This window comes from Streptomyces sp. NPDC096310, from assembly GCF_044763125.1.
In the GTDB taxonomy this organism is placed as follows: Bacteria; Actinomycetota; Actinomycetes; order Streptomycetales; family Streptomycetaceae; genus Streptomyces.
The window spans coordinates 21,093-44,885 of sequence record NZ_JBIWFO010000005.1; the positions used below are offsets into that span (position 1 = coordinate 21,093).

The 23,793-nt window shown below is 72.2% G+C and carries 23 protein-coding genes; 13 read left to right on the forward strand and 10 right to left on the reverse strand.

The window, feature by feature from the left end; all coding sequences use genetic code 11:
- Positions 1-111 precede the first annotated feature (111 nt).
- Together ACIQ7D_RS13705 and ACIQ7D_RS13710 are read right to left on the reverse strand one after the other, a co-directional pair.
- A complete protein-coding gene (locus ACIQ7D_RS13705; RefSeq protein WP_403937053.1) occupies positions 112-1,059 on the reverse strand; it encodes a M48 family metalloprotease in 948 nt (315 codons plus the stop codon).
- On the reverse strand, positions 1,056-1,427 hold the full coding sequence (locus ACIQ7D_RS13710; RefSeq protein WP_403937055.1) for a BlaI/MecI/CopY family transcriptional regulator: 372 nt from the start codon (positions 1,425-1,427) through the stop codon (positions 1,056-1,058). The genes ACIQ7D_RS13705 and ACIQ7D_RS13710 overlap by 4 nt, the downstream gene beginning before the upstream one ends.
- A 114-nt stretch (positions 1,428-1,541) precedes the next feature.
- Between ACIQ7D_RS13710 and ACIQ7D_RS13715 the strand changes: the two genes are divergently transcribed.
- The 4 genes from ACIQ7D_RS13715 (at position 1,542) to ACIQ7D_RS13730 (ending at position 4,013) form a co-directional block, all read left to right on the forward strand.
- Positions 1,542-2,234 carry a DedA family protein gene (locus ACIQ7D_RS13715; RefSeq protein ID WP_403937057.1) on the forward strand — a complete coding sequence of 231 codons (693 nt, stop codon included), beginning with the start codon at positions 1,542-1,544 and terminating at the stop codon, positions 2,232-2,234.
- On the forward strand, positions 2,231-2,854 hold the full coding sequence (locus ACIQ7D_RS13720) for a phosphatase PAP2 family protein (protein WP_403937059.1): 624 nt from the start codon (positions 2,231-2,233) through the stop codon (positions 2,852-2,854). Before ACIQ7D_RS13715 ends, ACIQ7D_RS13720 begins: the two co-directional genes overlap by 4 nt.
- Positions 2,851-3,576 (forward strand): phosphatase PAP2 family protein, encoded by a 726-nt coding sequence (locus ACIQ7D_RS13725; protein ID WP_403937061.1) that lies wholly within the window; start codon positions 2,851-2,853, stop codon positions 3,574-3,576. Before ACIQ7D_RS13720 ends, ACIQ7D_RS13725 begins: the two co-directional genes overlap by 4 nt.
- Positions 3,577-3,641: 65 nt before the next feature.
- Positions 3,642-4,013 (forward strand): VOC family protein, encoded by a 372-nt coding sequence (locus tag ACIQ7D_RS13730; protein ID WP_403937463.1) that lies wholly within the window; start codon positions 3,642-3,644, stop codon positions 4,011-4,013.
- 39 nt (positions 4,014-4,052) lie between these two features.
- Here the strand turns inward: ACIQ7D_RS13730 and ACIQ7D_RS13735 are convergent, their stop codons facing one another.
- Entirely contained in the window at positions 4,053-4,541 is a 489-nt protein-coding gene (locus tag ACIQ7D_RS13735; RefSeq protein WP_403937063.1) for a GNAT family N-acetyltransferase, read from the reverse strand.
- 169 nt (positions 4,542-4,710) lie between these two features.
- Between ACIQ7D_RS13735 and ACIQ7D_RS13740 the strand changes: the two genes are divergently transcribed.
- Positions 4,711-5,067 (forward strand): PRC-barrel domain-containing protein, encoded by a 357-nt coding sequence (locus tag ACIQ7D_RS13740; RefSeq protein ID WP_403937065.1) that lies wholly within the window; start codon positions 4,711-4,713, stop codon positions 5,065-5,067.
- A gap of 66 nt (positions 5,068-5,133) precedes the next feature.
- The gene (locus ACIQ7D_RS13745) at positions 5,134-6,015 is read left to right on the forward strand and encodes a YhjD/YihY/BrkB family envelope integrity protein (protein WP_403937067.1); all 882 of its coding nucleotides are present in this window, start codon (positions 5,134-5,136) and stop codon (positions 6,013-6,015) included.
- Between the two features lie 70 nt (positions 6,016-6,085).
- On the opposite strand, the gene ACIQ7D_RS13750 is transcribed toward ACIQ7D_RS13745, so the two are convergent.
- The 3 genes from ACIQ7D_RS13750 to ACIQ7D_RS13760 all read right to left on the reverse strand — a co-directional run bounded on the left by ACIQ7D_RS13750 (position 6,086) and on the right by ACIQ7D_RS13760 (position 7,874).
- The gene (locus tag ACIQ7D_RS13750) at positions 6,086-6,541 is read right to left on the reverse strand and encodes a tellurite resistance TerB family protein (RefSeq protein WP_382888223.1); all 456 of its coding nucleotides are present in this window, start codon (positions 6,539-6,541) and stop codon (positions 6,086-6,088) included.
- 75 nt (positions 6,542-6,616) lie between these two features.
- A complete protein-coding gene (locus tag ACIQ7D_RS13755; RefSeq protein WP_403937069.1) occupies positions 6,617-7,195 on the reverse strand; it encodes a TerD family protein in 579 nt (192 codons plus the stop codon).
- Between the two features lie 103 nt (positions 7,196-7,298).
- Complete coding sequence (locus ACIQ7D_RS13760; RefSeq protein ID WP_403937070.1) at positions 7,299-7,874, reverse strand: TerD family protein; 576 nt, start codon at positions 7,872-7,874, stop codon at positions 7,299-7,301.
- A 190-nt stretch (positions 7,875-8,064) separates the two neighbouring features.
- Here ACIQ7D_RS13760 and ACIQ7D_RS13765 point away from each other — a divergent pair, with 190 nt between their 5' ends.
- From ACIQ7D_RS13765 to ACIQ7D_RS13795, 7 genes are all read left to right on the forward strand, one after another.
- Positions 8,065-8,571, forward strand: coding sequence for a BlaI/MecI/CopY family transcriptional regulator (locus tag ACIQ7D_RS13765; protein WP_403937071.1), 507 nt, complete (start codon positions 8,065-8,067; stop codon positions 8,569-8,571).
- Between the two features lie 3 nt (positions 8,572-8,574).
- Positions 8,575-9,525, forward strand: coding sequence for a M56 family metallopeptidase (locus ACIQ7D_RS13770; RefSeq protein WP_403937073.1), 951 nt, complete (start codon positions 8,575-8,577; stop codon positions 9,523-9,525).
- A 252-nt stretch (positions 9,526-9,777) separates the two neighbouring features.
- Complete coding sequence (locus ACIQ7D_RS13775; RefSeq protein WP_403937465.1) at positions 9,778-11,085, forward strand: LCP family protein; 1,308 nt, start codon at positions 9,778-9,780, stop codon at positions 11,083-11,085.
- Positions 11,086-11,332: 247 nt separating this feature from the next.
- Positions 11,333-12,667, forward strand: coding sequence for a hemolysin family protein (locus tag ACIQ7D_RS13780; protein ID WP_403937075.1), 1,335 nt, complete (start codon positions 11,333-11,335; stop codon positions 12,665-12,667).
- The gene (locus ACIQ7D_RS13785; RefSeq protein WP_403937077.1) at positions 12,664-13,698 is read left to right on the forward strand and encodes a hemolysin family protein; all 1,035 of its coding nucleotides are present in this window, start codon (positions 12,664-12,666) and stop codon (positions 13,696-13,698) included. The genes ACIQ7D_RS13780 and ACIQ7D_RS13785 overlap by 4 nt, the downstream gene beginning before the upstream one ends.
- A 190-nt stretch (positions 13,699-13,888) precedes the next feature.
- Positions 13,889-14,818, forward strand: coding sequence for an ion transporter (locus tag ACIQ7D_RS13790; protein WP_403937079.1), 930 nt, complete (start codon positions 13,889-13,891; stop codon positions 14,816-14,818).
- 31 nt (positions 14,819-14,849) lie between these two features.
- Positions 14,850-16,043: an MFS transporter gene (locus tag ACIQ7D_RS13795; protein WP_403937081.1), complete on the forward strand. Its 1,194-nt coding sequence runs from the start codon at positions 14,850-14,852 to the stop codon at positions 16,041-16,043.
- Positions 16,044-16,100: 57 nt separating this feature from the next.
- Here ACIQ7D_RS13795 and ACIQ7D_RS13800 read toward each other — a convergent pair whose 3' ends face one another.
- From ACIQ7D_RS13800 to ACIQ7D_RS13815, 4 genes are all read right to left on the reverse strand, one after another.
- The gene (locus ACIQ7D_RS13800) at positions 16,101-17,126 is read right to left on the reverse strand and encodes a glutathione S-transferase family protein (protein WP_403937083.1); all 1,026 of its coding nucleotides are present in this window, start codon (positions 17,124-17,126) and stop codon (positions 16,101-16,103) included.
- A complete protein-coding gene (locus tag ACIQ7D_RS13805; RefSeq protein ID WP_403937084.1) occupies positions 17,126-18,673 on the reverse strand; it encodes an MFS transporter in 1,548 nt (515 codons plus the stop codon). The genes ACIQ7D_RS13800 and ACIQ7D_RS13805 overlap by 1 nt, the downstream gene beginning before the upstream one ends.
- 116 nt (positions 18,674-18,789) lie before the next feature.
- Positions 18,790-20,346, reverse strand: coding sequence for a M4 family metallopeptidase (locus tag ACIQ7D_RS13810; protein ID WP_403937467.1), 1,557 nt, complete (start codon positions 20,344-20,346; stop codon positions 18,790-18,792).
- A 430-nt stretch (positions 20,347-20,776) separates the two neighbouring features.
- Positions 20,777-23,656 (reverse strand): glycoside hydrolase family 48 protein, encoded by a 2,880-nt coding sequence (locus ACIQ7D_RS13815; RefSeq protein ID WP_403937086.1) that lies wholly within the window; start codon positions 23,654-23,656, stop codon positions 20,777-20,779.
- Positions 23,657-23,793: the final 137 nt, after the last annotated feature.

The following is a 23,793-nucleotide window of genomic DNA, read 5'->3' on the forward strand; positions in this document are numbered from 1 at the left end:
TACCGCTCCCCGGGCGACACCCTCCAACTGGGGAGACCGTTCGGCTGACCCCTGACCCCTGACCCCTGACCCCTGACCCCTGACGGCGGCGCGTGGGACGGATCGGGCCGGTCAGCGCGCGGGGAGCTCCCCCTGGGCGATCTCGATATGCGTGTGCAGCTCGTCCGCCGCCCCCACCGCCGTGGCGCCGGACACCGCGAGACAGACCAGCAGCGCGCCCGCGACGAGCCGTCCTGCCGCGGGCAGGCCCGGCGCGCCGCTCCCGGTGGGGCCGAGCAGCGCGGCGACCCGCCGGGGCACCGGGCCCTCGGCGGCGGCCAGGGCGGTGCGCGGCCTGCCCGCCGCCGGGGCCGGGGCGCTCCGGGTGGCCAGGGCGGCGCGGCCGATGGCGCGGGCCGCGAGACGCCGGTCGCCGACGGCCGCGGCGGCGGCCTCGTCCGCGGCGCGCTCCAGCGCGTAACCGAGGGGCTCGCGCAGGGCGCGCAGCGCCGGGTGGCAGAGGGCGGCCAGCTCCACGGCCTGGAGGTGGAGATGGTGACGGCCGCGCAGATGCGCGCGTTCGTGGGCGAACAGCGCCTCGCGCTCGGCCGGTTCGAGGGCGCGCAGCATGCCGGTGGTCACGACGATCCGGCCGGGGCGGCCGGGCAGCGCGTACGCGTCGGGCAGCTCGTCCCGCAGGACCGCCAGCTCCACGCCCCCGGCGCCCGCGGCGGCCCTGGCCCGGCGCAGCTCGGCGCGGCCCCGGCGGAGCGCGGCGCCGAGGAGTGCGGTACGCCACAGCAGCAGACCGGCGGCGGCCGAGGCGAGCGCGACGGTCACGGCGGGCGGCCCTTCCGCCAGCGGGCGGACCAGCTCCCCGAGGACGGCCACGGCGGGGAGGTACGACGCGCCCGGGACGACGAGCAGCGCCAGGGCGGCCGTACTGCTCGCGGCGAGGACGAGCGCGGTGACGGTGAGCAGCCGGGCGGCGGCGCGCGGGGCGAGGAGGGCCGCGGCCCGGCGGGCGGCGGGCACCGCGAGGAAGGGCATCAGCAGGGGCACCCAGATGACGGAGATCATGCGGCGCCGTCGTCCAGGAGGGAGCGCAGGAGCTGTTCGTCCTCGTCGTTGAGCTGGGAGACGAACCGGGCGAGGACGGCGCCGCGGTCCTCGTCCTTCGCCAGTTCGGAGTGCATCCGGCGGGCGGTGAGCCCGGGCGCGTCCTCGGTCGGGGTGTACGCGTAGCCGCGCCCGGCCCTGACCCGGGTGAGGGCGCCCTTCTCGTACAGCCGGGTCAGGATGGTGGTGACGGTGGTACGGGCGAGCGACCCGCCCAGCTCCTGCTGGACCCTGCCCGGCGTGAGCGGCCCGTCCGCGGCCCACAGCGCCGCCAGCACCCCGGCTTCCAGCTCGCCCGCCGGACGCCGCTCCGGGCTCTCCTCGCCCATCGGAACGCTCCTCCCACTTCTTTCGTCTACAGTGAAGTAGACCGTCTACAGATCTGTAGTCAATCAGATCGTCATGCAGGACATCCCTGCCACCATTATGGGAGCAGCCCCTCTATGGCCGTATCCGTGCTCGCGACCATGCCGCAGGCCGTGAACCTCCTCGACGCGGGATCCCTGCTCTCCGCGTTCGGCGCCCTCGGCATCGCCGTCGTCCTCTTCGCCGAGACAGGTCTCCTGATCGGCTTCTTCCTCCCCGGCGACTCGCTCCTGTTCACCGCCGGGCTGCTCAGCGTCCCCGGTACGGGCGGCTCCGCGCACCTCGCCCTGGGGCAGGTCCTCGTCGCCTCCGTCGCCGGAGCGCTGATCGGCGCGCAGACCGGTTACTGGATCGGCCGGCGCGGCGGGCGGGCGCTGCTCGCGCGCAGCCGGGCCCGCAAGCTGCACCAGGCGGCGGCGCGCGCCGAGGAACTGCTCGACCGGTACGGCCACGCGAAGGCCGTCGTGCTGGCCCGCTTCGTCCCGGTCGTGCGGACCGTGCTCAATCCGCTCGCGGGCGCGCTGAACGTGCCCGCCCGGGTCTTCACCCTCTGGCAGGTCACCGGCGGGCTGCTCTGGACCGTCGGTCTCGTCCTCGGCGGGTACGCGCTCGGCTCGTCCGTACCCCATGTCGACCGCTATCTGCTGCCCCTCGTGGCGCTCGTGGTGCTGGTCTCCCTGATCCCGGTGGCCCTGGAGGTGCGGCGCTCCCGGCGGACGGCCGCGGAGGGGACGCCCGCGAGCCGCGCGGCGCGGGAGGAGGCACGGTGACGGCGCTCGCCTCCCCCGCCCTGCCCGGCGGCGACCGCTGGTTCGACGACGGGCTGTACACCTCCGTCAACGAACTGGCCCACCGCTCCCCCGGCTGGCTGGACACCGCGATCTCCCTCTGGTCGACGTACGGCCTTCTCCTTCTCGGCGCGCTTCTGCTGGCCGCGTGGTGGCGCGCCCGCCCGGCGGGCTCGGCCCGGGCGGCCCTGGCGCTGGCCGCGCCCCTGGTCGTCCTGGCGGCCTTCGTCGTCAGTACGGGGCTCAAGGCGCTGCTGCACGAGCAGCGGCCCTGTCAGACCCTGCGCACCGTCACCGTCGAGACATGTCCCCCGCTGGGCGACTGGTCACTGCCCAGCAACCACGCCGTGCTGGCGGCGGCGGTCGCCGTCACCCTGCTGTTCACGGACCGCCGGCTCGCCGCGCTCGCGGTACCGGCGGCCGTGGCGATGGCGGCCTCGCGGGTCTGGGTCGGGGCGCACTATCCGCACGACGTGGTCCTCGGGCTGGTCGTGGGGGCGGTCGTGGCCGGGGCCCTGACGGCGGGGGCGCGCCACGCCGTCGCACCGGTGGCCGAGCGGCTGCACGCCACCCGGTTGCGTCCGCTGGTGGCGAGGCGGTGAGCGGACCGGCGACGGCGGTCCGGCGGGCCCGGCGGCGGGCGCCGGCGATCGTCGTCGTGGTGGTCTGCGCCGTGGCCTTCGCCCTGCTGGCCGTGGCGGTGACCGGCCGCCACGGCGTGCCGTTCCCGGTGGACCGGAGCGCGCTCGACTGGTCGGTGGGCCACCGACCCCCGCTGGCGAAGGCGCTGGCCAGGGCGGTCACCGCGAGCGGCACCGGGGTCCTGCCCTATCTGGGCGCCGTGATCGGCGGGGCGCTCGCCGGGAGCGGCACCCGGCGGGGGCTGTACGGGGCGGCCTGCGCGCTGCTGTTCCTGCTCGCGGGCCAGGCCGTACGGTACGGCCTGGTGGAGACGATCGCCCGTCCCCGGCCCCCGGTGGAGGACTGGGCCACACACGCCTCCGGCTACGCCTTCCCCTCCGGGCACACCACGACATCGGCGCTGGTGGCGGGGGTGCTGATCTGGGGCGTGGCCCGGGCGAGCCACCGAGCGGCCCGTAAGGGCCGGCGGACCGCCGGGTATCTGCCCGCGGCGTACCCGCTCATGGTGCTCCTCGGCTGCTGGGCGGTGGCCGTGGGGCTCAGCCGGGTCTATCTGGGGGTGCACTGGGCGACCGATGTGCTCGGCGGATGGCTCTTCGCGGGTGTCTGGCTCGGCCTCGGGGCCGTCCTCGTGCGGGGACGGTTCCCCGGTCCTGGCGAGCGGCGCGCCGGCGGCCGATGAGTCCTGGCGACCGGCAGTGTCTACCCCTGGAGAGGGAGCGAAGCGTGCGAGGGAAGGACATGGCCATGTTCGGCAGGAGCAAGGCGTTCAGCGGATTCGCCGTCGACGACATCGACAAGGCCCGGCGTTTCTACGGCGAGACGCTGGGGCTGGAGGTCACCGAGGAGTACGGCCTGCTCCACCTGCGGCTGGCGGGCGGGACGAGCGTGCTCGTCTACCCCAAGCCGGACCACACCCCGGCGACGTTCACGGTCCTCAACTTCCCGGTGGACGACATCGACGCGGCCGTCGGCGAGCTGACCGGCCGGGGCGTGCGCCTGGAGCGCTACCCCGGGATGGACGCGGACGACCAGGGTGTCTTCCGGGGCGGCGGTCCGTACATCGCGTGGTTCACGGACCCGGCGGGGAACATCCTCTCCGTCCTCCAGGAACGCTGATCGCCCCGGGGCCCCGGGAGGGCCCGTCCCGCCGCCGGGTCAGAGCTTGAGGTGCATGATGTGCAGGCCCACATAGCCCTCCGTGGGGTGGCGGAACCCCTCGGGGAGCGTGCCGAGGATGTCGAAGCCGAGCGACCGGTACAGCTTCACCGCGTACGTGTTGGTCTCGACGACGGCGTTGAACTGCATCGCGCGGAAACCGGCCGCGCGGGCCCAGTCGATGGAGTACGTACAGAGTGCCCGGCCCACCCCGCGCCCCGCGTGCGCCGGGTCGACCATGTAGCTGGCCCCGGCGATGTGCGAGCCGTTGCCCAGGTGGTTGACGTTCATCTTCGCCGTGCCCACGACCGTACCGGCCTCGTCCACGGCGACGACGGAACGGTTCGGCGCCACCTGGAGCCACCAGTCGCGGCCCTCGGTCTCGGTGAGCCCGGTCGGATAGGTGAAGGTCTCCCCGGCCGCGACGATCTCATGGAAGAACGGCCAGACGGCGGGCCAGTCCTCGGTGGTGGTCTCCCTGATCAACATGGCGACAGGATGCCCGTACCGCCCCCGCCGCCACCAGTACTTTTCGCACGGGCATCGGCGGTTCGCGCCGCTGGTCCGGCGCTGGTCCTGGAAATCTGGGGTACCCGGGAGCCGGGCGGCGTGCGCCGCACCCACCGGGCGGGCCGGCGGACGAGGAGACAGGACGGACATGTTCGAAGCTGATGACATCCGGGAGTGGCGGGGCCACGACGTGGTGGACGCCGGGAAGCGGAAGATCGGCTCTCTGGAGGCGGTCTACGTCGACACGGCGACGGACGCCCCGTCGTTCGCCACGGTCACCATCGGACTGCCGACCAAGCGGCGCCTCGTCTTCGTACCGCTGGACCATGCCACGGTCGGACCGGCGTATCTGAAGGTCCCGTGGGACCGGAAGCTGGTCAAGGAAGCCCCCTCGATCGACACGGACGGCGAACTGCTCGCGGAGAACGAGCCGGAGATCTTCGCCCATTACGGGCTTCCGTACAGCACCGGCGCGGGCGGCGAGCGCAGGCTCGGCCGCCGCTGAGGAGCCATCCGGGGGCCGTCCGCGTGGCGCCGCACCGCCCTGCCCGCAATCGGGTAGGGACATGACATGACCCGTCGATGTTTCGGTGGGCCGGAGGCCTGGCACCGGCTCACGGTGCTGCCCCGCGGGATCGCGTCGTCCACCGCGCTCGTCTGGAACCGAGGCCGTGAGATGGAGCTGATGCACCGGGCCATGAGCTTCGCGGCGCTGGGCTTTCTGACGCTGGTGCCGCTGCTGATCCTGGTCGCCGCGACGGACCCGGCGAGCGGGCAGGGGTTCGCCCGCTGGCTGGGGCAGGGGCTCGGGGTCTCCGCCTCGTCCCAGCAGCAGATCCAGGAGCTGTTCGGCCGGCCGGGGCAGGCGCTGCAGCGGACGACGGCGTTCGGACTCGCCGCGCTCGCGGTGTTCGGGCTGACGTTCGGCGGGGCCGTGCAGACGGGGTACGAGCGGGTCTGGGAGCTGCCGACGGCCCGCTGGCACACGATGTGGCGCCATGTGGTGTGGCTGGCGGTGCTCGTCGCGTTCCTGGTGGTGTTCGTCAACACACCGGTGACCTCGGACTCGGTCGTCGAGCTGACGCTCGTCACGACCGGCGATCTGATCCTGACGTTTCTCTTCTTCTGGTGGTCCCAGCATGTGCTGCTCGCCGGGCGGGTGCGCTGGCGGGCGCTGGCACCCGGCGCCGTCGCGATCGCACTGGGACTGCTCGGGCTGCGGGTGTTCTCCCGGGTCGTCTTCTCACCGCTGATCGCCTCGAACGCCGTCACGTACGGCCCGTTCGGAACGGTGCTGGTGCTCCAGTCCTGGCTCGTCGGCGTCGGCTTCGTCGTCTACGGCGGCGCGCTGGTGGGCCGTCTCGTCCATGAGCACCACACCCATCGGCGGCTGGGCCGCGCACCCGCCGCGGAGCGGGGACCCGTACCGGACTCCGGTGCGGAGGACATGTGACGGCGGCGCGGGGGCGTGCCGGAGGTCCGGCACGCCCCTGGTCCTGAGCGGCGCCCGGGGAGAGCGACCGTCAGAGGTCGAACTCGCTCGGCGCGATGCCCACGGCGAAGCACGCCTCGCGGACCACGGCCTGCTCCGTCTTGTCGAAGTCGCCGTCGGCGCCGCCGATGACGATGCCGATCTGGATGACCGCGCGGGCCTCGGTGGGCTTCTTGGCGACCTTGCCGATGGTCTGGAGGATGCCGACCTTGCCGAAGTCGAAGTCGGTGGTGAGCTTCTGGCAGTAGTCGTTGAACCGTGCCTGGAGGTCTTCCGCGGGGAAGTTCTGGAGCACGTCGTTGCTCATGATCAGCGCGGCGACGCGCTGGCGCTCCGAGGCGTCGATGGAGCCGTCCGCGGCGGCGACCAGCGCGCACATGGCCATGCTGGCGTCACGGAAGGCGCCGCTCTTGAGGTCGTTCTTCTTCGCGTTGAGCTGCGTCTGCATCGATGACGCGGAATCCTTGATGCGGTCCCACAGGGCCACGTGGCTTCTCCTGGTCGGTCGGGGGGCGGGTCGGACGGGGTGGTGCCGGCGGTCCGGTCGGCCGGACCGCCGGGGTCAGAGGTGCGGCGTGACGGCCGGCATCAGGTCCTGGAAGGTGCGCCCCTCGGCGGGGGTGCCGATGGCGGCCATCTGCCAGCCGCCCCCGGAGCGGTACACCTTGGCCATGATCTGGGCGGTGTGGTGGCCGCCTCCGGTGAGCGTGTAGCGGGCCAGTTCCTGGCCGTTGGTCTCGTCGACCAGCCGGCAGAAGGCGTTCTCGACCTCTTCGAAGGTCTGTCCCGTGAAGGAGTTGACCGTGAAGACGATCTGCTCGACGTGGACGGGGACCCGCTGGAGGTCCACGATGATCGACTCGTCGTCGCCGCCCTGGCCGGCGCCGCCGACCCGGTTGTCACCGGTGTGCCGTACGGAGCCGTCGTCGCTGGTCAGATGCTGGAAGAAGACGACGTCGACGGCCTCCTTGCCGGCGAAGAGCAGCGCCGAGGCGTCGAGGTCGATCTCGCGGGCGGTCAGCCGGGCGAAGAACCCCTTCTTGGCGGCCTGCCAGCCGAGTCCCATGCGGACGACGGTGAGTTCACCCCCGCCGGACTTGGTCAGGCTGATCTGCTGGCCCTTGGCAAGGTTGACGCTCATCGTTCACTCCTGATGGTTGGTGCCGGCCCGGCCCCGGCGCGGGGACCTGGCGCGGTCGCCGGAGGGCGGGGCCGGGTGGCGGGGGCTCGGCCGGACGCGTGGGTCAGACGTTGACGCCGTAGTCGGAGGCGATCCCGGCGAGCCCGGAGGCGTACCCCTGGCCGATCGCGCGGAACTTCCACTCGGCACCGTTGCGGTACAGCTCGCCGAAGACCATCGCGGTCTCGGTCGAGGCGTCCTCGCTCAGGTCGTAGCGGGCCAGTTCGGCGCCGCCCGCCTGGTTGACCACCCGGATGTACGCGTTGCGCACCTGGCCGAAGCTCTGGCCCCGGGACTCGGCGTCGTGGATCGACACCGGGAAGACGATCTTCGAGATGGAGGCGGGCACGGCCGAGAGGTCGACCTTGACGGTCTCGTCGTCGCCGTCGCCCTCGCCGGTCAGGTTGTCGCCGGTGTGCTCGACGGAACCGTCCGGGCTCTTCAGGTTGTTGTAGAAGACGAAGTGCTGGTCGGAGACGACCTTGCCGGAGCCGTCGCACAGCAGGGCGCTGGCGTCCAGATCGTGGTCGGCGCCGGTGGTGGTCCGCACGTCCCAGCCGAGAGCGACCAGAACGGCGGTCAGGCCCGGGGCCTCCTTGCTGAGCGAGACATTGCCGCCCTTGGCGAGGCTCACACCCATGTTGCTTCCTTTCGTCCGTGCGGATCCGGCGGGCGTCCGGAGCCGGGCACACCGGACGTACGGGACGTACCGGCGGCCATGGCGCCGTGTGACACCATCGTAAATCTACAACACTGTAGAAATGAGCTGGTGGTTAGGATGCCCCGGCGCCAGGGCGTCTGGGGCGGCAGCGTGGGAGGAGGCCACTTCCGTGGTCGGAAACGCCGGGAACACCAGAAAAACCGGGCACGTCGGGCGCCTCGGGCACGGCGATGACGACGATGACGGCGGGCGGGGCTCCCGTACCCGCAGGCGTGGCCAGGGACAGCTGGAGGCGCAGGTGCTGGCGGTCCTCGGCTCGGCGAGCGGCCCGGTGGCGGCGACCTGGGTGCAGGAACGGCTCGACGGGGAGCTGGCCTACACCACCGTGATCACGATCCTGACGCGGCTCCTCGGCAAGCAGGCGGTGACCCGAACCCGCTCCGGCCGCTCGTTCCTGTGGACTCCGGTGGCGGACGAGGCGGGGCTCACGGCGCTGCGCATGCGCCGGCTGCTCGACGAACGCGACGACCGCGACGCGGTGCTCTCCAGCTTTGTGTCCGCCCTCTCGCCGCACGACGAGCGGGTGCTCCGCTCGCTGCTCAGCGCCGCGGACGAGGCCGACGGCGCGGACGGCGCCGGGGCGGTGCCGCGGGCCGCGGACGCGGCGGAGGGTTGACCGATGGGTGTCTTCGTCTTCCTCCCCCTGGTCCTGCCGCTGACCGCGCTGCCCATCGCACGCCTGGCCGAGCAGCATCTCCATCCGCGCAGCGCCGCGTGGCTGCTGACCTCCGTCGCGGTGGTCCTCGCGGCGTGCAGCACCTTCTGTCTCGGGCTGCTGGTGGTGGTCGGGACCGCGCAGCTCCCCGGCAACCCGCTGCCGGACAGCTGGTCGGATCCGGAGGTGCGCGCGGCCGTGCCGTACGACGAGGTGGCCGGCAAGACCGCGATCGTGGCGCTGCTCCTGGTCGTCGTGGCGTGCGGCAGGACCGTACGGCGCCATCTGCGTTTCCGTTCGCGCGCCCACCGTGCGCTGGCCGGGCTGCCCGAGGCGCCGGCGTACCGCGCGGTGTCCGGGCTCGCGGTGCTGGACGACGAACTGCCGTACGCGTACGCCCTGCCCGGCTCGCCCGGGCGGATCGTCGTCTCCACGGGCCTGCTCTCCTGCCTCGACCGGGGGGAACGGGCCGCCCTGCTCGCCCATGAGCACGCCCATCTCGCCGGGCGCCACCACCGGCTGCTGCTGGCCGTACGGCTGGCGGGGTGCGCCAATCCGTTCCTCCGCCCGCTGGCGGGGGCGGTGACGTACAGCACCGAGCGGTGGGCGGACGAGGAGGCCGCGGCCGTCACGGGTGACCGGCGCACGACGGCGCGGGCGGTGGGCAAGGCCGCGCTGTTCTCGCACCAGGCGCCGCCCCCGGGGTTCGCGGCGTTCGCCTCGGCGGGCCCGGTGCCGCGCAGGGTGGCGGCGCTGCTCGGCCCCGTACCGCCGCGCAGGAGCTGGCCGCCCGCGCTGACCCGGGCGGGGATGGCCGCGTACATCGCCGCGGCGGGGACCGCCGCGTCCACCGTCTCCGCGCTCAACGCGGCGTCCGCGCTCTTCCTCGTCCTCGAAGCGGCGACACCGCTGTGACGGCCCTGACGCGTGGGCCGGCGCCCGGCCTGATCCACCCGGCGTCCTCTACACGTCTGTAGAACCAGTAGAGTGCACGCGTCGCACAGTGCGGCGAACCGGCGCGTCCGATGGGTGGGCGGGGCCGGGTACGGGGCACGGAGGACCAGCGTGGGCAGTCAATCCAGGGGGCGGCGCGCCCGCCCGCCGGCGGGCGGCGGCCGACGTGCCGCCCGGGAGGCGGACCGGACCAGGCTCACCCGGCGGGGGCGAATAGCCCTGTGGACCGGCGGGGTGCTCGCCGTGGCGCTGATCGGCGTGACGGGCGCGGGAGCCTGGGTCTACCAGAGTCTCGACGGCAACATCCACGGTGCGGACATCGACGGGAAGATCGGCGGTGACCGCCCGGTCAACTCCAGTCCGGGCTCGAAGAACATCCTGGTCGTCGGCTCCGACTCGCGCGACGGCGACAACGGCAAGTACGGCAAGGGCCTGACCACCATGCAGTCGGACACGCTGATGGTGATGCATCTGGCCGCCGACCGGAAGTGGGCCACGGTGGTCTCGCTCCCCCGCGACTCCTGGGTGAACATCCCGTCCTGCGAGCAGGGCGACGGGACCATGTCGAAGCCGCACCACTTCAAGATCAACGAATCGTTCGCGATCGGCGGGTCGACCGGGGAGGTCGCGGACGCCGCCGCCTGCACCATCAGGACCGTGGAGCAGAACACCGGGCTGCGCATCGACCACTTCATGTCGGTGGACTTCCAGGGTTTCAAGGGCATGGTCAACGCGCTGGACGGCATCGAGGTCTGCCCCGAGACGGCGATCCATGACAAGAAGGCCCATCTCGACCTGGAGGCGGGCTGCCAGACGGTCAGGGACGAGCAGGCCCTGGGCTACGTACGTACCCGCTACAGCGTCGGGGACGGCTCCGACCTCGGGCGCATCGGGCGCCAGCAGGAGTTCATGGAGGCCGTGGCGGCCAAGGCGCAGGCGAAGCTGACCAGCCCGAACGCGCTGTACGGGTTCCTCGACTCGGCGACCAAGTCCCTCACCACGGACGAGGAGCTGGCGGGCATCAAGCCGCTCACCTCCCTCGCCAACGAGATCAAGGCCGTCCCGAGCGACCGGCTGACGTTCCTGACCGTGCCGAACTACCCGCGCGAGGCCGACGTACCGACCGACAGGGCCAATGTCGTCTGGCAGTATCCGCAGGCCGGGAACCTGTTCACCGCGATGGCGCGGGACAAGGAGACCGACAAGGAGAAGCTGGAGGCCGACAGCGAGAACCCGGTCTTCGCGAACACGGTGCGGGTCCAGGTGCTCAACGGCACCGGCACCCAGGGGCGCGCGGCGGACGTCGCCGACACCCTGCGCAGCGCCGGTTTCACCGTCTCCTCGGTCGGGAACGCGCCCGAGTCGGCGGAGAAGACCACGGTGGGGTACCCGCAGGACCTCCGGGCGGCGGCCGCGGTGCTGTCCTCCCGGCTGCCGGGCAGCACCGCCGAGCAGGACGCGGCGGCCACGCCGGGTGTGGTGACCCTGACCGTGGGCGAGGATTTCAAGGCCCTGCGATGATCTCCACGTCCGGGCGGGCGCGCGCCGGCCGTGGCAGGCGCCCCCACTGGTGTCGCACGCCACATTGCGCTTCTTTGCGATTCCTTTACCATTGAGCGACGGGGGTCCACTCCCCCGTCGTCCCAGCGTCCGCCGCACGAACCGAACCAACTGATCCAAGAAGGAGCTACGGTCCCGCAATGGGTGAGCCTCCCAGTACGAACCGTGCCATTCCCGTCCCGTCGAGCCATGGGACGGAGGTGGCACGGTGACCGAAGTGCTCCTGCTGCTCCTCGCCCTCGCGCTCACCCTCGCCTGTGCGGTGTTCGTGGCGGCCGAGTTCTCCCTGACCACGATCGAGCGGGGCGAGCTGGAGCGCGCCGCCGCCGCCGGTGAGCGCGGGGCCGCCGGCGCCCTGGAGGCGGCCAAGCGGCTCACCTTCCAGCTCTCCGGGGCCCAGCTCGGCATCACGGTGACCTCCCTGGTCATCGGCATGCTCGCCGAGCCGTCGCTGGCCGTGCTGCTGCGCGGCCCGCTGGAGGCCGTCGGCCTGCCGGGCGGCGCGGTCCCCACGGTCGCCACCCTGCTCGGTGTCTCGCTCTCCACCGTCGTCCTGATGGTCGTCGGCGAGCTGGTCCCGAAGAACTGGGCGATCTCCAGCCCGCTCGCGGTCGCCAAGGTCGTGGCCGGGCCGCAGCGCGGCTTCACCGCCGCGTTCGCCCCGCTGATCCGGCACCTCAACAACACGGCGAACCGGCTGGTCCGGCGCTTCGGCCTGGAACCCGCGGAGGAACTGGCGTCCGCCCGCACCCCCGAGGAGCTGGTCGCGCTGGCCCGGCACTCCGCGCGGGAGGGCGCCATCGAGGCGGACTCCGCGGAGCTGTTCGTACGGACCCTGCACCTCGCCGAGCTGACCGCGGAGAACGTGATGACCCCGCGGGTGGACGTCCGGGCCCTGGAGGCGCACGCCACCGCCACGGACGCCGCCCACCTCACCCTGGCCACCGGCCTGTCGCGCTTCCCCGTCTACCGGGACAGCCTCGACGAGGTCATCGGCACGATCCACATCCGTGACGTGCTGGCCCTGGACGAGGACCGGCGGGACCACACCCCCGTCACCGAGCTGGCGACCGGCCCTCTGCTGGTGCCCGACTCGCTCCCGGTGGACCGGCTGCTGCGCCGCCTGCGCGCGTCGCGGACGATGGCCGTCGTCATCGACGAGTACGGCGGCACCGCCGGCGTCGCCACGGTGGAGGACATCGTGGAGGAGGTCGTCGGAGAGGTACGCGACGAACACGACCCGCACGAGACCCCGGACCTGGCGCCAGGACGGCCGGACGCCGACGGCCGTGACGTGTGGGAGGCCGACGGATCCGTCCGGCTCGACCAGCTCCAGGCGATCGGCTTCGCCGCGCCGGAGGGGCCCTACGAAACCCTCGCCGGGCTGCTGGCGACGCGGCTGGAACGGCTGCCCGTACGCGACGACACCCTGGAGATCGACGGCTGGCGGTTCACCGTCCTGCGGGTCGAGCACCATCGCGCGGACCGGGTGGGCGTCACCGCGCCCGCCCCGGCCGCACAGCTCACGGAGGATGCCCGATGACCGGCCTGCAGCTCGCCATCGGCGTGCTCACCCTGTTCACCAACGCGTTCTTCGTCGGGGCCGAGTTCGCGCTCATCTCCGTACGGCGCAGCCAGATCGAGCCCCTGGCCGTCAAGGGCAGCAGGCGTGCGAAGAACACCCTGTGGGGTCTGGAACACCTCTCGGCGGCGATGGCCACCGCGCAGCTCGGCATCACCATCTCCTCGCTGGTGCTGGGCGCCGTCGCGGAACCGGCGATCGCGCATCTGCTGGAGCCGCCGTTCGAGGCGATCGGGGTGCCCGAGGCGCTGATCCACCCCATCGCGTTCGTGATCGCGCTGACCCTGGCGACGTATCTGCACATGCTGGTCGGCGAGATGGTGCCGAAGAACATCGCGCTGGCCGCCCCGGCGCCCACCGCGCTCGCGCTCGGGCCCGCGCTGGTCTGGCTGACCCGCGCGCTGCGCCCGGTGATCTTCGGGATCAACGCGTTCGCCAACTCCATCCTGCGGCTGCTGAAGGTCGAGCCGAAGGACGAGGTCGCCTCCGTCTTCACCGACGACGAACTCGCCCGGCTGGTCAAGGACTCCAGTGAGGCGGGGCTGCTCGACCCGGCGGACGGCGAGCGGCTGCGCGACGCGCTGGAGCTGGGTACCCGGCCGGTGGGCGAGGTGATGGTCCCGCTGAACCGGACGGTCACCGTCGACCACCGGGTCACCCCGCGGGAACTGGAGCGCGCCGCCGCGTCGTCCGGCTTCTCCCGGCTGCCGGTGACCGGGCCCGACGACACGATCCTCGGCTATCTGCACATCAAGGACGCCCTCGGCGTCGTCGAGCGCACCGAGCCGTTCCCGCGCGGCGCGCTGCACACGGTGATCCGGGTCGAGATCGACACCCCGCTCGACGACACGATGACGGCCATGCGCGCCGCGGGTACGCACCTCGCCGCCGTCGCCGGGGACAAGGGCACCGTCATCGGCTTCGTCACCATGGAGGACGTCCTGGAGGAACTGGTCGGCCCCGCCACGGGCCCGCCGACCGCCGCCGTGTAGCGGCGGGCCGCACGGACCGCACCACCCCGCGGACCGCCCGCTCCGGCCGATTCCCTGCGGCCGGACGGTGCGAAAGCGGCCGGTGTCCCGCCCCGGGCACCGGCCGCTCCCGACGGTCCCCTCACCCTTCGCACCCGCCCACCCTTTTACGTTCGTACCGGTACGCGCAAGAGAAAACGAGTGTCCTCCGATGTCCGACGGGACGAGTCGATTAGAGCCGGTGGCTCTCGCCGCGCACAGCCGGCGCATCGTGGAATCCACCGCCTTCAGCAGCGCGGTGTTCTGTCTGATCGTCGGTAACGCGTGCCTGCTCGGCATCGAGACGTACACCGGCGCCGTACACCAGTGGCGCGACGAACTGAAGCTCGCCGAGCACCTGTTCCTCGCCGCCTTCACCGCGGAGATCCTGCTGCGCGCCGCCGCCTGCGCGGACCGCCCCAGGGAGTTCTTCCGCGACCCGTGGAACCTCTTCGACCTGGCGGTCGTCGCCCTGGCCCTCACACCCTTCGCCCGGGAGAACACGACCCTCCTGCGGCTGCTCCGGCTCGCCCGGGTGCTGCGCGCGGCCCGCTTCCTGCCGCAGCTCCGTATCGTGATCGTCGCGGTGGGCAAGAGCCTGCCGGGCACCGCGAGCTTCGTGCTGGTGGGCGCGCTGCTGCTGTATGTGTACGCCATGCTCGGCTGGGTCTTCTTCGCGCGCGCCGACCCCGAGCACTACGGCTCGCTCGGCCGTGCCGCCCTCACGCTCTTCCTGCTGATCACGCTCGACGGGCTCGGCGACGCGGTGCGCGGCGGTCTTGAGGTCTCCCGCTGGACCATCGTCTACTTCGCCTCGTTCGTGCTGCTTGGGTCGTTCCTGCTGGTCAACCTGTTGATCGGGGTGGTCATCAACTCCCTGGAGGAGGCGCGCGAACTGGAGGAGGAAGAGCGGACGCACGAGATGGCGGCAGCGCCGCAGGGCGGCCCGGAGGAGGCGCGGGCCGTGCTGCTCGCGCGGATCGCCGCCGCGCGCCGGGCGCTGGACGAGGTCGAGGCGGGACTCGCGAGCGCCGCGGAGCGGGACCGTCCCCTCCGACAGCCGTCCCCGTCTGGCGCGTCCGTCCGCCATGGCCCTTCATAGGGGGAAGGCGTCCGTTCGGGCGGAGGGTCGTATGGCGGTTCGCGAGCACCGGCACCTGGGATATCCGGTGGCGGCGGGGGTGTTCGCCGTCGGGATGGCGGGTACGACCCTGCCCACGCCGCTGTACGGGCTCTACCGGGAGCAACTCGGTTTCTCCGAGCTGATGGTGACGGTGGTGTTCGCCGTCTACGCCTTCGGGGTGATCGCCGTACTGCTGCTGGCCGGTGACCTCTCCGACCAGGTGGGGCGGCGGCCCGTGCTGCTCTGCGCGCTGGGGCTCTCGGCGGGCAGCGCCCTGTGCTTCCTCTTCGAGGGCGGTCTGCCGGCGCTGTTCGCGGGGCGGCTGCTGTCCGGCTTCGCCGCCGGTCTGCTGAGCGGTACGGCCACCGCGTATGTGCTGGAGCTGGCCCCGCCGGGGCGCCAGGCGCGCGCCGGGCTGGCCGCCACGGCGGCGAACATGGGCGGGCTCGGCTGCGGTCCGCTGCTGTCCGGGGTGCTCGCGCAGTACGCGCCGTGGCCGCTGCGCCTGCCGTTCCTGGCACATCTCGCGCTGGTGGCGATCGCCTCCGTACTGACCTGGTTCCTGTCGGAAACCGTCGTGGACCGGCGGCGGCCACGGCCGCGCCCCCGGGGGCTCTCGCTGCCGCCCGGGATCCGCGGGGTGTTCGTGCCCTCGGCGCTGGCCGCGTTCGCCGGGTTCGCGCTGCTGGGGCTCTTCACGGCGGTCGCGCCGAGCTTTCTGGCCCGGACCCTGGCGGTGGACAATCTGGCGGTGACGGGCGCGGTCGTCTTCTCCGTCTTTCTCGCCTCGACGGCCGGACAGGCGCTGATGGAGCGTCTGGGGGCGCGCGCGGCGCTGCCCGGCGGCTGTCTGGTCCTGGTGGTGGGGCTGCTGCTGGTGGCCGCCTCGCTGGCGGGGCGGTCGCTGCCGCTGCTGGTGGTCGGCGCGCTCTGCGGCGGGCTCGGTCAGGGGCTGGCCTTCCGCGCCGCCCTGACCGCGGTCAGCGGCGCGGCGCCGCCGGAACACCGGGGCGCCACGCTCTCCGCCTTCTTCGTCGTCGCCTACACGGGTATCTCGCTGCCGGTCGTCGGGGTGGGCGCGCTGACACTGTGGCTGGGGCTCAGGGGCGCGGGGCTGGCGTTCTCGGCCTGTGTGGTGGTGCTCGCGGCCTGCGTCGGGGTGTACGTGCTGCGCCGTCCCCCCGGCGGGGGCGCCGGGGGCTGACGCGCCGCGGACCGCGCCGGGGGCCGCGCCAGGGGCCGCGCCAGGGGCCCGTACCCCTCAGGGGCGTCCCGCCGGGGGGATCTCCTCGCCCGGCGGCACCGGCCCCGGCGGGGTGCCGTCGCCGAACGGCCGGCCGCCCAGCTCCGCGCGGTGGTGCGGCGTCAGCCAGCCGGAGAGGTCGGGGCCGAGCGGCACGATCCGGGTCGGGTTGATCCCGGTGTGCACCTGGTAGTAGTGGCGCTTGATGTGGTCGAAGTCGACGGTGTCGCCGAAACCGGGGGTCTGGTAGAGGTCCCTGACATAGGCCCAGAGGACCGGGTCCTCGGTCAGCTTGGAGCGGTTGCACTTGAAGTGCCCGTGGTAGACGGCGTCGAAGCGCACGAGCGTGGTGAAGAGCCGGATGTCCGCCTCGGTGAGGGCGTCCCCCACCAGGTAGCGGCGGTCGGCGAGCCGTTCGGAGAGCAGCCCGAGCCGGTGGAACACGGCGCGGCAGGCGTCCTCGTACTCGCTCTGCCCGGACGCGAACCCGGCGCGGTACACGCCGTTGTTGACATCGCGGTAGACGCCTTCCATGACCTCGTCGATCTCGTCGCGCAGCGGCTCGGGGTAGAGGTCGGGCGCGCCGTCGCGGTGCAGCGCCGTCCATTCGGTGGCGAGGTCCAGCGTGATCTGCTGGAAATCGTTGGTGACGAGCCGGCCGCTGGGCACGTCCACGATCGCGGGGACGCTGACCCCGCCCGGGTAGCCCTGCTCGCGCGCGTCGTACGCCTCGGCGAGGTAGCGGATGCCCAGGACGGGGTCCCGGCCGTCCGGGTCGAGGGTGAAGCGCCAGCTCCGGTCGTCCTGGACGGGATCGGCGACGGCGAGCGAGAGCGCGCCCTCCAGGCCGAGCAGACGGCGCGAGACGAGGGCGCGGCTCGCCCAGGGGCAGGCGCGGCTGACCACGAGCCGGTAGCGGCCCGCCTCGACGGGCCAGCCGTCGGCGCCGTCGGCCGTGATCCGGTCCGCGAAGTGGCTCCGGGACCGCTTGAACGGCTTCTTCCCGTAGGCGGCGTTGCCCTCGGTCTCGGTGGGTCGGTTCATCACTGGTTCCTTCCTGGTCGTCGGGTTCCCTCCGTACGGGGCCGGTCCGCCGTACGGAGCCGCTTCGCCGCGCGGTGGGCGACGGCGATGTCGGCGAGCGCGACCAGCAGCGCCGCGATCACGAACGCGGCCGCGACGACGAGTCCGTGGTCGAACGCCGCGGCATAGCCGTCCACCGCCACCTGGGCGAAGAACACCGAGCCCACGGCGGCGATCCCGATCGCGGAACCCACTCGCTGGCTCGTCTGGAGTGTGCCCCCGGCGCTGCCGGCCATGACCACGGGCACCTCGGCGAGGGTGAGGGTCTGGTTGGGCGAGATGACCAGGCCGCTGCCCACCCCGGCCAGGAGCAGCGGCGCCGCCGCCGCCCACCCCACGCCGCGTCCAGGCACCAGGTGCACGGCGAGGGCGGTGAGCCCCAGGCCGGCCGCCACCATGACCAGCCCGACGGCGACGAGCGGCCGCCCGAAGCGTCCCACCAGCCGCCCGCCGAGGGCGGCCGCCGCTCCCGAGCCGAGCGCGAAGGGGGTGATGGCCAGCCCCGCCTGGAGGGCGGTGTAGTGCAGTCCGTTCTGGAGGTAGAGCGTGCTGATGAAGAAGACGGTGGTGAATCCGGCGAAGTACAGCAGGATCAGCAGGCAGCCCAGCCGGAAGGAGCGGACGCGGAAGAGGGAGAGGTCCAGGACGGGTTGGGTGGCGCCCTTACGGCACCGGGACTCCCACCGTACGAAACCGGCCAGCAGCGCGGCGGCGACCACCAGCAGCAGCCACTTGCCGTCGCCGTGCCACTGCTCCGACTGGACGAGGGGCAGCAGCAGCGCCAGTACGCCGCCGCCGAGCAGCAGGACCCCGACGGGGTCGAGATCGCGTGGGGTGACCCGGCCGGCCGCCGGGGTGTCCGGCAGCAGCCGGTGGGCCAGGAGCAGACAGACGACGCCGAGCGGCAGGTTGACGTAGAAGACCCACCGCCAGCCCTCGTCCGCTCCGGCGACCTGGATGATCAGACCACCCAGCAGGGGACCGACCGCGGTCGAGATACCCACGACCGTGCCGAACATGCCGAAGGCCCGGCCCCGTTCCCGGCCGGCGAAGAGCTGCTGGATGAGGGCGGAGATCTGCGGGGAGACCAGTCCGCCCGCGAACCCCTGCACCAGCCGGGCGAGCACCAGCCAGAGGCTGGACTGCGCGGCTCCGCAGGCGGCGGAGGCGAGGACGAAGAGGGTGAGCCCCCACATGAAGACCGGGCGCCGCCCTCGGGCGTCCCCGAGCCGGCCGGCGGGGATCAGGAAGAGCCCGAAGGCGAGGGCGTACCCGGAGACGACCCACTGGAGGTCGGAGACCGGAGTGCTGAGCCCCTCGCGGATGGAGGGCAGGGCGACGTTGACGATGGAGACGTCCAGCAGCGTCATGAACCCGGCCACCAGGCAGACCGCCAGCGCCTTCCAGCGCCGCGGGTCCGGCGCGGCGGCAGCGGCGGGGCCCGCGGGGTCGGCGGGGCCCGTCGGGTCGGCGGGGGCGCCTGCGTCCCGCCCGTTGTGTCCGGCCATGGACCGCACCCTACGGCGAAGGGGCACGGTCCGCGCGGGAGGAACGCGCGGGCCGTGCCCCTCGATCACCGCCCGGTCACCGGGCTACCCATGCCGCGGGACCGTGCGGGCCGCCGTCAGGCGACGTTGATGGCGGTCCAGGCGGCCGCCACCGCCTTGTACTCGGTGCTGGTGGTGCCGTACAGAGCGCCCGCCGCGCTGAGCGTCGCGGTGCGCGCCCGCGCGTAGTTGGTGGTGGACGTCATGTACGTGGTGAGCGCCTTGTACCAGATCTGGATGGCCTTGTCGCGGCCGATGCCGGTGACCGCGGCGCCGTTGTACGTGGGGCTGTTGTAGCTCACGCCGTTGATGGTCTTCGCGCCGCTGCCCTCGGACAGCAGGTAGAAGAAGTGGTTCGCCGGGCCCGACGAGTAGTGGACGTCGAGGTTGCCCAGGGTGGACGACCAGTAGTCCTTGGAGGCGCCGTCCTTGCTGGGCTTGTCCTGGTAGCGCAGCGGGGTGCCGTCACCGTTGATGTTGATCTTCTCGCCGATGAGGTAGTCGCCCGGGTCGCTCGCGGTGTTGGAGTAGAACTCGACCGCGGTGGCGAAGATGTCCGAGGTGGCCTCGTTGAGGCCGCCGGACTCGCCGCTGTAGTTCAGGTTGGCGGTGGCCGCGGTGACGCCGTGGGTCATCTCGTGGGCGGCCACGTCGAGCGAGGTGAGCGGGTTGGCGTTGCCCGAGCCGTCCCCGTACGTCATGCAGAAGCAGGAGTCGCTCCAGAACGCGTTGACATAGCTGTTGCCGTAGTGGACGCGGGAGTAGGAGGCCACGCCGTTGTTCTTGATGCCGTTGCGGCCCACGACGTTCTTGTAGAAGTCCCAGGTCTCGGCGGCGCCGTAGTGCGCGTCGACACCCGCGGTCTGCCGGCCGCCGGCCCAGACGTCGTCGGCGTCGGTGAAGAGCGTGCCGGTGCCGGAGGTGCCCTGGTTCAGGTCGTACGTCTTGTGGCCGCCGCGCCCGCCGTCGGTCAGGTTGTACGTGGTGCCGCTCTTGGTGGTGCCGAGCGTGACGGTGCCGTTGTACTTGCCGGTTCCGGTGCCGGTCTCGATGGCCTCGTGCCGGAACAGCTCGGCGCCGGTGGCCGCGTCGGTGACGACGTGCAGTTCACTCGGGGTGCCGTCGGGCTGGACGCCCTTGACGACGGTCTCCCAGGCGAGCACGGGCGTGCCGGAGGCGGCCCAGATCACCTTGCGGGGCGCTTCCTTTGCCGCCGCGCCGGTGGTCTTCTCCGCCGAGGCGGCCTTCAGGGCCTTCGACTTCGCGGTGGACGAGGCGACCGCGGCGTCGGTGGAGGCCACGGCTATGCGGGCGGTGGTCGCCTTGGTGACGTCCTGCTCGCCGGCCGGGGTCTCGTGGACGACGAGGTCACCGCCGAGCACGGGCAGGCCCTGGTAGGTCCGCTCGTACCGGGTGTGGACCGTGCCGTCGGCGTCCTTGACGACATCCCTGACGACCAGCTTCTCCGCGGCGCCGAGACCCAGGGTCCTCGCCTCGCTCGCGGTGTCCGCCTGGGCGGACTTGATGGCGTCGACGCGCTGGGCGGGGGTCAGTTGCAGCGCGGTGGCGCCGCTCTCCCGGGTGGGGTCGGGCTGGGCGCTCGCCGGGCCCGACTGGACACCGACGACGACCATGGCGGCGGACGCGACGAGCGCCGCGACGCGCAGGGCCTTGCGGGGGGTGGTGACGCGGGGGGTGGAAGCTACGAGTCTCACTCAGTCTCCAAGAGTGTCGGACCGCCGGTGAGCGGTCCCCTGTGGGGAAGCGACGGCCGTGGGTGAAGCCGCCGCCCGAAGTGCTGAGAGGTGCGCGAGTGCCACAGAGCTGACTCACCACGTGATCTACGCGCGGTGAGCCGTCCAGAGAGTGGCACTCAAGGGACTCGTTCCGACAGATCAGAAACCAGGATTTGACCTTGTGTTGTCAATTCTGTACGCCATAAATACATCAAACGGTCTTAAGGGAACGGAACTTGAGGCCCGCGTAAAGCGGGCGCGGGCTCGCCCATGGAGCGGAGAGCCCCGGCGGGCGACAGCCGGGACCCTCCGCGGTCATGGGACAGCGCTACTCGAAGAGATCCGCGTACGAGCCGAGGGCCAGTGCGATGTCCGCCTGTGCCCAGAACCGGTGGTACGTGAAGGTCGGCGCCGCGCCGCCCTTGAGGTACGCCTCGACCTTCGACCAGGCCGGGTCGCTCCGGTAGAAGGAGCGGATCGAGGCGAAGGTGGAGTTCGAGTCGATCCGGTCGCCGCCCGGCATGACGCCGGTCCACCCGCTCGGGATGTAGACCGGGTCGTCGAACCGGCTGTAGTCCGCGCGGGTCTCGGGGACCGCGATGCCCAGGGTGTCCTGGTGGTGGTCCCACATGCCGTCCAGCAGCGCCTTGGCGGTGGTCTTCGCCGCCGCGTGGCCGGACTTCGCCGCGTAGTACGAGAGGGTCTTGGCGTACGCGGCGGCCACACCCACGTCGTTGGTGTAGTCCGCGACGGTGACGTGCAGCCCGGTGTTGGCGCCGGGGCTGGTGGCGTTCCAGGTGTCGGGCTTGCCGGACCACTGGAGGGTGGAGGGGATCAGATACGTCCCGTCGGGGTTGACGGTGGTCTTGGACAGGGCCCAGGTGACCCACTTGTCCAGCACCGCCTTGGCGGCGGCATCACCCGTACGGTTGTAGTACTCCGCAACGCGCTCCATGGACCACGCCTGGAAGCCGAACCACTGGTTGGACGGCGGGTCGTGGTAAACGGGGGCCTCGTCGTAGTACATGCCGTAGAACGTCGGCGTCCCGGCCGGGGGCGTCGCGTACCGGCCCTGCCAGCTGTTGGTGGCGCCGCCCGCGATCCCGCCCTCGGAGGACTGGAGCCAGCGGTAGAACTCCACCTGGCGCTTGAGACTGGTGGACCAGTCCTGCTGGCCGGTGGCCGACTTCGGCTTGAGGTCGGCGTACGAGCTGAGCGCCCAGGCCGCCATCGGGTTCTGGTAGCCGCTGTGGCTGAAACTGGAGCCGATGCGCCAGGCCCAGCCGGCCGAGGCGTCGGTGGCCCCGCCCCAGGCGTAGTACCAGGAGAGCAGGTAGTGCGAGCTGTTCTTGCCGCTGCCCGCGGGGCAGGCGGTCTCGCCCGCACAGTCGCCGACCTTCTTGAAGTACTTGTCGTACATGGCGTAGCGGAGGTAGTCGCCCATCTTCGCGGCCTTGGCGACATTGGCCGAGACCGCGCTGCCCTTGCCCTGTTCCTTGGCCCATTCCGAGGCCCAGTAGGCGGCCTGGACCACGCGTGCGTCGGCGTCGGGGGCGTTGGTGAACTTCCACTGCTTGGCGTACGAGGCGTCCTTGGTGAAGAGGTCCAGGTAGCCGTTGGTGCCACCGTACTTGAAGGAGTCGCAGGTGGGCTGGGTGACGGTCTCCCAGACCGACTCCTGCGGTCCGCGCTGGAAGGTGTTGATGTAGGAGGGGCCCTGATCGGCGGGGCCCGCCTCGCACTTGCCGGGCGCGTTGCCGAATCCGTAGACGTTGTCGACGTCCTGGATCCAGTGCATGCCGTAGATGTCGTCGGTGCCGTACGCGCTCTTCAGCTCGCCCGCGATGGGGTCGTTGCCCACCGGGATGTTGCTGTTGAGCTGTGAGGGGTACTGCGAGGGGAGATCCTGCTCGGGCGCGTAGGTGGCGGGCTTCGACGCGTTGTAGAAGCTGTTGGTCGGCTGGTCGGCGTGAGTGGGGATCATGTACTTCTCCATGATGTCCCACGCGCCGTTGAACTTGGTCCAGTCGCCGGTGACCTTGCCGTACATCGCCTGGAGCCAGATCAGATAGCTGTACGCCTCCGAGGTCGTCTCATGGCCGTGGTCGGGCGCCTCGACGATCAGGGTCTCGACCGAGTGGTACGGGATGCCCTCGGGCGAGAAGTACCCGGCGGCCGGGTCGGTGATCTTGCCGTACAACTCCAGGAACCGGGCGTCGTACGTGGTCGACGCCGCGAGCTGGGTGACGGTCACCTCCGCCTTGGCCTGTCCGGTGGCGCTCGCGGTGAAGGTGGCCGCGCCGGTGCCGGTGGCCGCGGCGGTGACGGTCACCTGCTGGGCGGTGTTCCAGTTGGCCGGGGTGAAGGTGAGGGCGGCGCCCGAGGTGACGGTCAGTCCGGTGTTGCCCGCGGTGCGGGCCACGGTGACGCTGACGTTCGCGCTCGGCTGGGCGGAGAGCTTCACCGCGAAGGTGCCCGTCTTGCCCTGCTGCACACCGAGCTGGCCGGGTGTCGCGACGAGGGAGGGGCCGGCGGCGGCCCGTACCCCGACCGGGGTGGACTCGGCGGCGGCGCCCTGGCCGTCGTACGCCTTGGCGTAGAGGGAGAGATCGCCCGCCGGGACGTTGGTGTAGTCGAAGGTGTACGGCGAGGAGGTGTCGGTGCCCAGCAGCGTGGTGTCGCTGTAGAACTCGACCTTGGTGATGCCCGCGCCGTCGGCGGCCGCGGCGGTGGCGGCCATCGGGATGGTGCCGCCCGCGGTGAACACCGCGCCGGGGGCCGGGCTGGTCAGGACGGCGATGGGCGGCTGGTGGGCGCCGGTGCAGCTCACGCCGTTGACGGCGAAGACGGTGGGCGCGGTGTTGGCGCCGCTGTAGGTGAAGTTGGCGCCGGCGGTGGCCGAGGCGCCGGGCGCGATGGACCCGTTGTGCGCGGCGTTCTTGACGGTGACGTTCTTGCCGGACTGCGACCAGGTGCCGTTCCAGCCACTGGTGAGCGTCTGGTTGCCGGCGTACCCGTAGGCGAGGGTCCAGCCGGAGATGGCCTCCGTGCCCCGGTTGGTGATCGTCAGATCGGCGGTGAAGCCGGATCCCCAGTCGTTCGCCTTGTAGTCGACGCCGCACTGGACCGCGGCGGCGTGCGCGGGAGTGCTGTTGACCGCCGTCAGACCGAGCGGCAGGGAGAGGGCGGCCGCGAGGGCGATGAGCATCCGACGGGCGCCGCGCGGCCCGCGGCCCCTTCTGGGCGGGGATGACGCGCCTGGTGGGGAGCCTCGTGAGCCGAACATGCCGAGCATGGAGGGGTCCTCCTCGCGGTCCGGTGCGGGTGGGGGGATGGGGATACGAA

Excerpts from the sequence above, each read along its gene's own strand:
- ACIQ7D_RS13770 (WP_403937073.1), top strand. The coding sequence starts at position 8,575 with ATGGGTGTCTTCGTCTTCCTCCCCCTGGTCCTGCCGCTGACCGCGCTG.
- ACIQ7D_RS13730 (WP_403937463.1), top strand. The coding sequence starts at position 3,642 with ATGTTCGGCAGGAGCAAGGCGTTCAGCGGATTCGCCGTCGACGACATC.
- ACIQ7D_RS13705 (WP_403937053.1), bottom strand. The coding sequence starts at position 1,059 with ATGATCTCCGTCATCTGGGTGCCCCTGCTGATGCCCTTCCTCGCGGTG.
- ACIQ7D_RS13760 (WP_403937070.1), bottom strand. The coding sequence starts at position 7,874 with ATGGGTGTGAGCCTCGCCAAGGGCGGCAATGTCTCGCTCAGCAAGGAG.
- ACIQ7D_RS13740 (WP_403937065.1), top strand. The coding sequence starts at position 4,711 with ATGTTCGAAGCTGATGACATCCGGGAGTGGCGGGGCCACGACGTGGTG.
- ACIQ7D_RS13805 (WP_403937084.1), bottom strand. The coding sequence starts at position 18,673 with ATGGCCGGACACAACGGGCGGGACGCAGGCGCCCCCGCCGACCCGACG.
- ACIQ7D_RS13790 (WP_403937079.1), top strand. The coding sequence starts at position 13,889 with ATGTCCGACGGGACGAGTCGATTAGAGCCGGTGGCTCTCGCCGCGCAC.
- ACIQ7D_RS13810 (WP_403937467.1), bottom strand. The coding sequence starts at position 20,346 with ATGGTCGTCGTCGGTGTCCAGTCGGGCCCGGCGAGCGCCCAGCCCGAC.
- ACIQ7D_RS13715 (WP_403937057.1), top strand. The coding sequence starts at position 1,542 with ATGGCCGTATCCGTGCTCGCGACCATGCCGCAGGCCGTGAACCTCCTC.
- ACIQ7D_RS13800 (WP_403937083.1), bottom strand. The coding sequence starts at position 17,126 with ATGAACCGACCCACCGAGACCGAGGGCAACGCCGCCTACGGGAAGAAG.
- ACIQ7D_RS13815 (WP_403937086.1), bottom strand. The coding sequence starts at position 23,656 with ATGCTCATCGCCCTCGCGGCCGCCCTCTCCCTGCCGCTCGGTCTGACG.
- ACIQ7D_RS13735 (WP_403937063.1), bottom strand. The coding sequence starts at position 4,541 with ATGTTGATCAGGGAGACCACCACCGAGGACTGGCCCGCCGTCTGGCCG.
- ACIQ7D_RS13785 (WP_403937077.1), top strand. The coding sequence starts at position 12,664 with ATGACCGGCCTGCAGCTCGCCATCGGCGTGCTCACCCTGTTCACCAAC.
- ACIQ7D_RS13795 (WP_403937081.1), top strand. The coding sequence starts at position 14,850 with ATGGCGGTTCGCGAGCACCGGCACCTGGGATATCCGGTGGCGGCGGGG.
- ACIQ7D_RS13710 (WP_403937055.1), bottom strand. The coding sequence starts at position 1,427 with ATGGGCGAGGAGAGCCCGGAGCGGCGTCCGGCGGGCGAGCTGGAAGCC.
- ACIQ7D_RS13755 (WP_403937069.1), bottom strand. The coding sequence starts at position 7,195 with ATGAGCGTCAACCTTGCCAAGGGCCAGCAGATCAGCCTGACCAAGTCC.
- ACIQ7D_RS13745 (WP_403937067.1), top strand. The coding sequence starts at position 5,134 with ATGACCCGTCGATGTTTCGGTGGGCCGGAGGCCTGGCACCGGCTCACG.